9 protein-coding genes are annotated in these 8,059 nt (G+C 70.2%); 3 read left to right on the top strand and 6 right to left on the bottom strand.

Annotated elements, in window-relative coordinates; translation table 11 throughout:
* From BFF77_RS24870 to BFF77_RS24860, 3 genes are all read right to left on the bottom strand, one after another.
* Positions 1-1,191, bottom strand: a 1,191-nt coding sequence (locus tag BFF77_RS24870; protein ID WP_066953630.1) for a metallophosphoesterase, incomplete at its 3' end; no start/stop codon positions are given.
* Positions 1,170-1,298 (bottom strand): hypothetical protein, encoded by a 129-nt coding sequence (locus tag BFF77_RS37820; protein ID WP_281196595.1) that lies wholly within the window; start codon positions 1,296-1,298, stop codon positions 1,170-1,172. The genes BFF77_RS24870 and BFF77_RS37820, both read right to left, overlap by 22 nt.
* 58 nt (positions 1,299-1,356) lie before the next feature.
* Positions 1,357-1,602: an SCO4848 family membrane protein gene (locus BFF77_RS24860; protein ID WP_066953627.1), complete on the bottom strand. Its 246-nt coding sequence runs from the start codon at positions 1,600-1,602 to the stop codon at positions 1,357-1,359.
* A gap of 175 nt (positions 1,603-1,777) precedes the next feature.
* Between BFF77_RS24860 and BFF77_RS24855 the strand changes: the two genes are divergently transcribed.
* Positions 1,778-3,064: a D-alanyl-D-alanine carboxypeptidase family protein gene (locus BFF77_RS24855; RefSeq protein WP_342671264.1), complete on the top strand. Its 1,287-nt coding sequence runs from the start codon at positions 1,778-1,780 to the stop codon at positions 3,062-3,064.
* On the opposite strand, the gene BFF77_RS24850 is transcribed toward BFF77_RS24855, so the two are convergent.
* The gene (locus BFF77_RS24850) at positions 3,012-3,989 is read right to left on the bottom strand and encodes a YihY/virulence factor BrkB family protein (protein ID WP_066953620.1); all 978 of its coding nucleotides are present in this window, start codon (positions 3,987-3,989) and stop codon (positions 3,012-3,014) included. The genes BFF77_RS24855 and BFF77_RS24850 overlap by 53 nt on opposite strands.
* A gap of 156 nt (positions 3,990-4,145) precedes the next feature.
* On the opposite strand from BFF77_RS24850, the gene dprE2 reads away from it, so the two are divergent.
* Positions 4,146-4,913, top strand: coding sequence for a decaprenylphospho-beta-D-erythro-pentofuranosid-2-ulose 2-reductase (dprE2, locus tag BFF77_RS24845; RefSeq protein ID WP_066953618.1), 768 nt, complete (start codon positions 4,146-4,148; stop codon positions 4,911-4,913).
* 92 nt (positions 4,914-5,005) lie between these two features.
* Here dprE2 and BFF77_RS24840 read toward each other — a convergent pair whose 3' ends face one another.
* Together BFF77_RS24840 and trpS are read right to left on the bottom strand one after the other, a co-directional pair.
* Positions 5,006-5,602 (bottom strand): 2'-5' RNA ligase family protein, encoded by a 597-nt coding sequence (locus BFF77_RS24840; protein ID WP_066953635.1) that lies wholly within the window; start codon positions 5,600-5,602, stop codon positions 5,006-5,008.
* A gap of 239 nt (positions 5,603-5,841) precedes the next feature.
* Positions 5,842-6,897, bottom strand: a complete 1,056-nt coding sequence (trpS, locus tag BFF77_RS24835) for a tryptophan--tRNA ligase (protein WP_066953633.1) — start codon at positions 6,895-6,897, stop codon at positions 5,842-5,844.
* Positions 6,898-7,055: 158 nt separating this feature from the next.
* Here trpS and rocD point away from each other — a divergent pair.
* Positions 7,056-8,059: ornithine--oxo-acid transaminase (rocD, locus tag BFF77_RS24830; protein ID WP_066953616.1), on the top strand; the 1,004-nt coding region annotated here is incomplete at its 3' end.

Genomic DNA, 8,059 nt, shown 5'->3' with positions numbered 1-8,059 from the left:
CTGGCCGCCGTGGGTGTGGCCGGAGAGCTGGAGGTCGACGCCGTGGCGTACGGCGTCGTCGATGACGACCGGCTGATGGGCGAGGAGTACGGACGTCCTGGCCCGGTCGCGGTCGCCGAGCGCCTTCTCGAAGTCGGGGCCCGAGCCCTCGCTCTCGCCCGCGACATCGTTGACACCGGCGAGATCGAAGCCCGGTATCTCCACGCGCTCGTTCTCCAGGGGCCGCAGTCCCAGCTCGCGCACATGGTCGACCCAGGCGGCGGCGCCGGAGAAGTACTCGTGGTTGCCGGTGACGAAGAACGCGCCGTGCGGTGCCTCCAGACCGGCGAGCGGCTCCGCCGCCGGGCCCAGATCCTCGACGCTGCCGTCCACCAGGTCACCGACGACCGCGATCAGGTCGGGGCGGGCGGAGTTGATGGTGTCGACGATGCGCCGGGTGTGGGCGTGGCCCAGGATCGGGCCGAGATGGATGTCGCTGACGACGGCGATACGGAAGCCGTGGGCGCTGCGCGGCAGTCCGGCGAGCGGTACGGTCACCCGCTTGATCCGTGGACCGCGCAGCACGCCGTAGGTGCCGTAGCCGACGGTGGCGAGGGCGGCGGTCGCGGCGGCGCCGCCGACGACACGGGAGACGAAGAGGCGGCGGGAGGGCGAGGCGGTGGTGGTGCCGCCGGGACGGGTGGCCTGGTCGTCGCGCGGACCGTCACCGTCGGACCCTGCTCCGCCGACGGTGGCCGGAGTGACCGCGGCGGCCGGAGTGACCGCGACGGGCGACGTGGACGACGTACGGTCCCCGGCTCCGGACCCGGACCCGGACCCGGCCGAGGCTCCGACGGTGACCAGGTCCGCCGCGGGCTCGCGCTCCGTCTCACGGCGGTCCGTCAGGCGCCGCAGCAGCGGCCGTACGGCCTCGCCGACCAGGAGGGCCAGCACCAGATAGAGCAGCACCGCCAGCCACAGATAGCCCGGCCAGGCCAGCACCTGCTGGAGCAGGAACGGCGTCCCGGACCGTCCCACGCCCACTCCGGCGACGGACAGCAACGGCAGGACGACGACGGCGACGGTGCCCAGTGTGCGGACCGTACCGCTCGACTCCGTCGTGTCGCGCACCAGGCGCCGCCACACGAACCAATGCGCTCCGACGAGCAGCGCCACGACGGCGAGCACCGTCAGAACGACCACGACGACCACGAACGGTCCCCCTCTTCCCTGTCTTTGTTGGTGACGTTGTTGGCGTTGTTGATGTTGTTGGTGCTGTTGGTGCTGTTGGTGCTGTTGGTGCTGTTGGTGCTGTCCACGTCGCTGGTGTTGTCGGTGTTGTCGGTGTTCTCGGCGCGTCGCGGACGTCGCCGGCGGTCAGCGCTCCTCGCGCCCGAGCGCGCGTACGCCACGGAACCCGATCACGCCCACGGCCGTCCCCAGAAGGAAGGACGCGACGGCGAGCAGCAGATGCACCCAGAAATAACCCGTCGGCTCACCGGCGTCGTCGAAAGCGAGTCCGCTCGCGTCCTGCCACAGGTTCTTGACGAAAGTGATCCAGATGAACCAGCTCCACACCCCGAACACGAGCAGGAACCACGACACGGGGCGGCTGAGCTTCATGGATTCAGTATCACCGGCGTTCTCCGGGCGGCGGCAACGGGGTCCTGGGGCCGGGCTGCCGGAACGGGCCGAAGCCAGGCCAAAGGTGCGGGACGTTGGGCCGGTTCGGCGGAGGGAGCGGCGGTTCACCCTGCCGGTGTCAGAATTGAACTCGTCACAATGTACGTTTCCGATCGTGTCCGCTTTGAAAAAGACCGCATTGACGGTCCTCGCCGCCGCATTGCTACCCATTCTGACCACTGTGCCCGCGTCGGCGGACACCAAGGCCGACGACCCCGACCAGGGGCCTCGGCCGCCCGCGTCGATGTCCAAGGTCGGCGGGGCCAGACTCGGCAAGGCGGGCACCCAGGTGGACCTCGGCTCCGGAGCCCCTGTCCTGCCCAAGAAGCTGAGCGGCCGGTCCTGGATCGTCGCGGACGCGGAGTCGGGCGAGGTGCTGGCCTCGCACAACGCCCACTGGCGGCTGCCGCCGGCCTCCACGCTCAAGATGCTCTTCGCGGACACACTGCTCCCCAAGCTCCCCAAGACCCGGTCGTACAAGGTGAAGCCCGAGGACCTCGAACCCGTGGGCGCGGGCAGCAGCCTGGTCGGGGTCAAGGAGAACCTCTCGTACACCGTCCACGATCTGTGGCTCGGGGTGTTCCTGCGTTCGGGGAACGACGCCGTCCACACGCTCGCGGCGATGAACGGCGGAGTCGCGAAGAGCGTGCGGGACATGCAGAAGCACGCCGAGGAGCTTCAGGCGCTCGACACGCATGTGGTCTCGCCCGACGGCTACGACGAGCCGCTCCAGGTCTCCAGCGCCTACGACCTCACCCTGATCGCCCGCTCGGGCCTCCAGAAGAAGGACTTCCGCGAGTACTGCGCGACCGCGACGGCCAAATTCCCGGGCGAGCCGATCAAACCGGAGAAGGGCGAGAAGCCGGAGAAGGACAAGAAGGGCAAGCCGAAGCGCGAGTTCTTCGAGATCCAGAACACCAACCGGCTGCTCACCGGCGCGCCCGGAATCGCTCCCTACAAGGGCATCGCGGGGGTGAAGAACGGCAACACCACGCACGCGGGCGCGACCTTCACCGGCGTCGCCGAGCGGAACGGCAAGGTGCTGCTGGTCACGGTCATGAATCCGTCCTCGCACGAGGGCCAGGCGGTCTACCAGGAAACCACGCGGCTGCTGGACTGGGGCTTCGCGGCGTCCGGCAAGGTGAAGCCGGTCGGCACACTGGTGCCGCCGAAGTCGGCGGCGACGAACGCCTCGCCGACGCCCACTCCGGTGGGTGCCGACGCGATCCGGCCTCCCGGGCAGGGCAAGCCGTTCGCCGCGGCGAACAGCGGCGGGACCGGCGGTATCGGTACGGCGATCGCGCTGGCGGGCGGGGCGCTGATCGTGCTGGCCGGCGCTGTGTATCTGGTCAATCGGCGCTGGCCGCTCCCCGATCTCGTCCGGCGGCGTCCGCGCGAGTAGCGCCGTCGCAGCGGGCCGGGCCGCCGCCGTCTTGGGCGACGGCCTCGCCCTCGGCCGGCGGGTCCCTGTCCGGGGTCGCCGTCCAGGCGGCGCAGAACAGCAGCAGCTTCGCCGTGAAATTGATCCACAGCAGCAGCGCCACCGGCACTCCGAACGCGCCGTATGTGCTCTTCGCCGCCACGTCCTTGATGTAGCCGCCGATCAGCAGCTTGAGCAGTTCGAAGCCGACTGCGCCGATGAGCGCGGCGACGACGAGCCGGTGGCGCGCCGGCTGCACCTGGGGCAGCAGCGTCAGCACGTACAGCAGGATCATGAAGTCGGCCAAGACCGCCATCAGCAGGACGGCGGTCTGCAGCGCCGCTCCGCCCGCCCCGTCCTCGGGAACGCCCAGCCGGGCCGCGGTCCAGCCGATGGCCGTGGAGCCGAAGGTGGACGCGCCGAGCGAGCCCAGTCCGACCGCGCCGAGGCCCGCGAGCACCACCGCGTCCTTGGCCCTGAGCACGAGCGGATTGCCCTGATCGGCCTCGTCCAGCTCCCAGACGGCCCGCAGACACTCGCGCATCGAACCGATCCAGCCGATACCGGTGACGAGCAGCAGCGCGCCGGCCACCACGCCGACCGTGCCGGCGTTGGCCACCAGGGCGTCGAGGTCGAGTTCGCCGGAGATACCGGGCACCTGCTCCGCGAGCGTGTTCTTGATCGTGTCGAGCCGGTCCCGGCTGAGCAGCGCGGCACCGATCGCCGCGCCGACGGTGATCAGCGGGAAGACCGCGATGAAGCTGATGAAGGTGATGGCGGCGGCCAGCCGGGTCCAGTGGACCCGGTCGAGCGTCTCGTACGAACGCCAGGCATGCGTCCGCGCCAGCCGGTCGACGAGCGGGCCGGTCAGCGGCCCGAACACCGGGATTCTCTTCAGCCAGTCCATGGTGGAGACCTACCCCGGGATCGGCGGACCAGCGTCGGACATCACCGGCCACCCATTCATACGAGTTCGTACGAGCACGAAAGGAAAGGCGACAAAGAATCCATTGCGGGACGATACGGTCACCCTCATGTCCGCCGACTCCCAGGAGCGATCACCATGAAGGACGCCTTCGGCCTCCCGCAGTCCCTGCTCGTCCTCGGCGGTACGTCGGAGATCGGGCTCGCCACCGCGCGGCGGCTGATCGCCCGCCGTACGCGTACGGTCCGGCTGGCGGCCCGTCCCTCCGCCGCCCTGGACACCGAGGCCGGCCGGCTGCGGGCGCTGGGCGCGGACGTCCGTACCGTCGCCTTCGACGCCCTGGACACCGATTCGCATCCGGAGGTGCTCGGAAAGGTCTTCGCCGAGGGCGCCGTCGACATGGTGCTGCTCGCGTTCGGGATCCCCGGCGATCAGGCGCACGACGAGGCGGATCCGCCCGCTGCCGTCCGTGTCGCGCAGACCAACTACACCGGCGCGCTCTCGGCCGGGCTGGTGTGCGCGGGCGCGTTGCAGGCGCAGGGACATGGCTCGCTGGTGGTGCTCTCGTCGGCGGCCGGTGAGCGCGCCCGCCGCGTGAACTTCATCTACGGGTCGAGCAAGGCGGGCCTCGACGCGTTCGTCCAAGGGCTGGGGGACGCCATGCAGGGCACGGGCGTCCAGGTGATGAGCGTGCGGCCCGGCTTCGTACGGTCACGGAAGTCGCCCGCTCCCGAGGCCGCGCCCCTGGACACCGCCCTGGCCACCACGCCGGGGGCGGTGGCGACGGCGATCGAGCGGGGACTGCGGCAGCGCTCGGAAACGGTGTGGGTGCCGGGATCGCTGCGGGTGGTGATGTCCGCGCTGCGGCATCTGCCGCGTCCGGTGTACCGCAGACTGCCGCTCTGAACGGGGCGGGGCGGGCCGGACCGAGCGGACCGGCCCCGGTGCAGGCGGACCGGCCCGGTGCAGGCCGCTCGCTCTCAGAAGCGCGGGGGCCCTCAGGGGCTCAGCGAGGCCGGCCCGACAGAGGTGTCCTGGCAGTTCTGGAAGGGCACCCCCGAGGCACCCTCGTCACCGCCGAACGCGTACTCGTGCAGCTTGCGCCACACCCCGTCGGTGCCCTGCTCGTACAGCGCGAAGGAGGTGCAGCTCCAGGCCGCGCCGTACTCGGACAGCTCCTCGTAGGCCCGGTCCATCGCCTCCTCGGCGATACCGTGCGCCACGGTCACATGCGGGTGATAGGGGAACTGGAGTTCACGCACGAGCGGTCCCGAACTGTCCCGGACGCGCTTCTGGAGCCAGGTGCAGGCCGACGCGCCCTCCACCACCTGGATGAAGACGACCGGGGAGAGCGGGCGGAACGTACCCGTACCGGACAGACGCATCGGGAAGGGCCTGCCCGCCGACGCGACCGACGCGAGATGCGCCTCGACCGAGGGCAGCGCCGACGCGTCGACCTCGGTGGGCGGCAGCAGCGTGACATGCGTGGGGATGCCGTGCGCGGCGGGATCGCCGAAGCCCGCACGCCGCTCCTGGATCAGGCTGCCGTACGGCTCCGGGACCGCGATCGAAACGCCGAGCGTTACGGTCCCCACGTCGTTCTCCTCAGTCCGTGTGTCGTCCGTGTGCCGGGTGGTGATGGACGGGTGGTGATGGAGCAGGGCCACCGTCCGCCAGTGTGACGGTCGCACCGGCCGACTGGCCAGCGCTCGCCCCCGCGCGTACGCCGACCGACGGACGGAGCCGCCGTCCGTGTGCGGTCGCCGGCCCCCTGCCGGGCCGGACAGCCGGACAGGACCCAGGCCCTGTCCGGCGGATCGGACAGGACCCGGCCTCAGTGCTTGGCGGGCAGGAAGCCGACCCGGTCGTACGTCTGCGCCAGGGTCTCCGCGGCGACGGCGCGGGCCTTCTCCGCACCCTCGGCCAGGATCGAGTCCAGGGTCTCCGGATCGTCCAGATACTCCTGGGTGCGGGTCCTGAACGGAGTGACGAAGTCGACCATGACGTCCGCCAGATCCGTCTTGAGCGCGCCGTAGCCCTTGCCGGTGTACCGCTCCTCCAGCTCCGCGACGGTCGTATCCGTGAGCGTGGAGTAGATGGTGAGCAGATTGCTCACGCCCGGCTTGGCCTCGGTGTCGAACAGGATCTCCGTGCCCGTGTCGGTGACCGCGCTCTTGATCTTCTTCGCGGTGGCCTTCGGCTCGTCGAGCAGATTGACCAGGCCCTTGGGCGTGGACGCCGACTTGCTCATCTTGACCGTCGGGTCCTGGAGGTCGTAGATCTTCGCGACCTCCTTGACGATGTGCGGCGCGGGGACCGTGAACGTCTCGCCGAAGCGGGTGTTGAACCGCTCGGCGAGATCGCGCGTCAGCTCGACGTGCTGGCGCTGGTCCTCGCCGACCGGCACGGAGTTGGCCTGGTAGAGCAGGATGTCCGCGACCTGGAGGATCGGATAGGTGAAGAGGCCGACCGTGGCACGGTCCGCGCCCTGCCTGGCCGACTTGTCCTTGAACTGCGTCATCCGGGAGGCCTCGCCGAAGCCGGTGATGCAGTTCATGACCCAGGCGAGCTGGGCGTGTTCGGGCACATGGCTCTGGACGAAGAGCGTGCAGCGCCGCGGGTCGAGACCGGCGGCGAGAAGCTGGGCGGCGGCGAGGCGCGTATTGGCGCGCAGCTCGGCCGGATCCTGCGGAACGGTGATCGCGTGCAGGTCCACGACCATGTAGAAGGCGTCATGGGTGTCTTGCAGCGCCACGTACTGGCGCACCGCACCGAGGTAGTTCCCGAGGTGGAACGAGCCCGCGGTGGGCTGGATCCCGGAGAGCGCGCGCGGCGCGGAGCGCCCGGTCGGAGGGCGCTGGTGGGCGACGGGTGGGCGATCAGAGGCCATGTCCGCCATTGTCTCAGGTACGACCCACCGCCCGTGAACGGATCTCGGTCGGGCGCCACCGCAAGCAAGGCTTCTTCCCGCACCCGGTGAGCGACGATAGAAAGTGGGGCATTGATCCGCCCCCGCCGGACAGCTTGTTCTGAACGATCGGAGAGTCCGTGTCGACCACGGAGAGTGCCATCGCCTCGGCCGAGGCGCACAGCGCGCACAACTACCACCCGCTGCCCGTCGTCGTCTCCTCGGCGGACGGCGCCTGGATGACGGACGTCGAGGGACGGCGCTTCCTCGACATGCTCGCCGGATATTCGGCGCTCAACTTCGGCCATGGCAACAGAAGACTGATCGACGCCGCCAAGGCACAGCTCGAAAGAGTGACTCTGACGTCCCGGGCGTTCCACCACGACCGGTTCGCCGCCTTCTGCACGCGGCTGGCGGAGCTGTGCGGCATGGAGATGGTCCTGCCGATGAACACCGGCGCGGAGGCGGTGGAGACCGCCGTGAAGACCGCCAGGAAGTGGGGATACCGCGTCAAGGGCGTGCCGGACGGGATGGCGAAGATCATCGTCGCGGCCGGCAACTTCCACGGCCGGACGACCACCATCGTCAGCTTCTCCACGGACAGGGAGGCACGGGCGGACTACGGACCGTACACACCCGGGTTCGAGATCGTTCCGTACGGTGATCTCACAGCGCTGGACGCGGCGATGACCGAGAACACCGTGGCGGTGCTGCTGGAGCCGATCCAGGGCGAGGCCGGGGTGCTGGTCCCGCCGGCGGGCTATCTCGCCGGGGTGCGGGAGATGAGCAGGGCGCGCGGGGTGCTCTTCATCGCGGACGAGATCCAGTCGGGCCTGGGCCGGACGGGAAAGACCTTCGCGTGCGAGCACGAGGGCGTGGTGCCCGACATGTATGTCCTCGGCAAGGCCCTGGGCGGCGGAGTGGTGCCGGTGTCGGCCGTGGTGTCGTCGGCCGAGGTGCTGGGGGTGTTCCACCCGGGTGAGCACGGCTCGACGTTCGGCGGCAATCCGCTCGCCTGCGCGGTGGCGCTGGAGGTCGTCGAGATGCTGCGGACCGGTGAGTTCCAGCAGCGCGCCGCCGAGCTGGGCGACCATCTCCACCATGAGCTGGGGCTGCTGGTGGGCGGCGGCGCGGTGGAGGCGGT

The organism is Streptomyces lushanensis (assembly GCF_001700515.1).
GTDB classification, from domain to species: Bacteria; Actinomycetota; Actinomycetes; order Streptomycetales; family Streptomycetaceae; genus Streptomyces; species Streptomyces lushanensis.
The sequence above is the reverse complement of the archived record's forward strand: the minus strand, read 5'-3'. Positions and strand labels throughout refer to the sequence as shown.

What these genes read in the sequence shown, in the direction of transcription:
- BFF77_RS24860 (WP_066953627.1), bottom strand. Translation starts at nt 1,602, where the DNA reads ATGAAGCTCAGCCGCCCCGTGTCGTGGTTCCTGCTCGTGTTCGGGGTG.
- BFF77_RS24850 (WP_066953620.1), bottom strand. Translation starts at nt 3,989, where the DNA reads ATGGACTGGCTGAAGAGAATCCCGGTGTTCGGGCCGCTGACCGGCCCG.
- dprE2 (WP_066953618.1), top strand. Translation starts at nt 4,146, where the DNA reads ATGAAGGACGCCTTCGGCCTCCCGCAGTCCCTGCTCGTCCTCGGCGGT.
- trpS (WP_066953633.1), bottom strand. Translation starts at nt 6,897, where the DNA reads ATGGCCTCTGATCGCCCACCCGTCGCCCACCAGCGCCCTCCGACCGGG.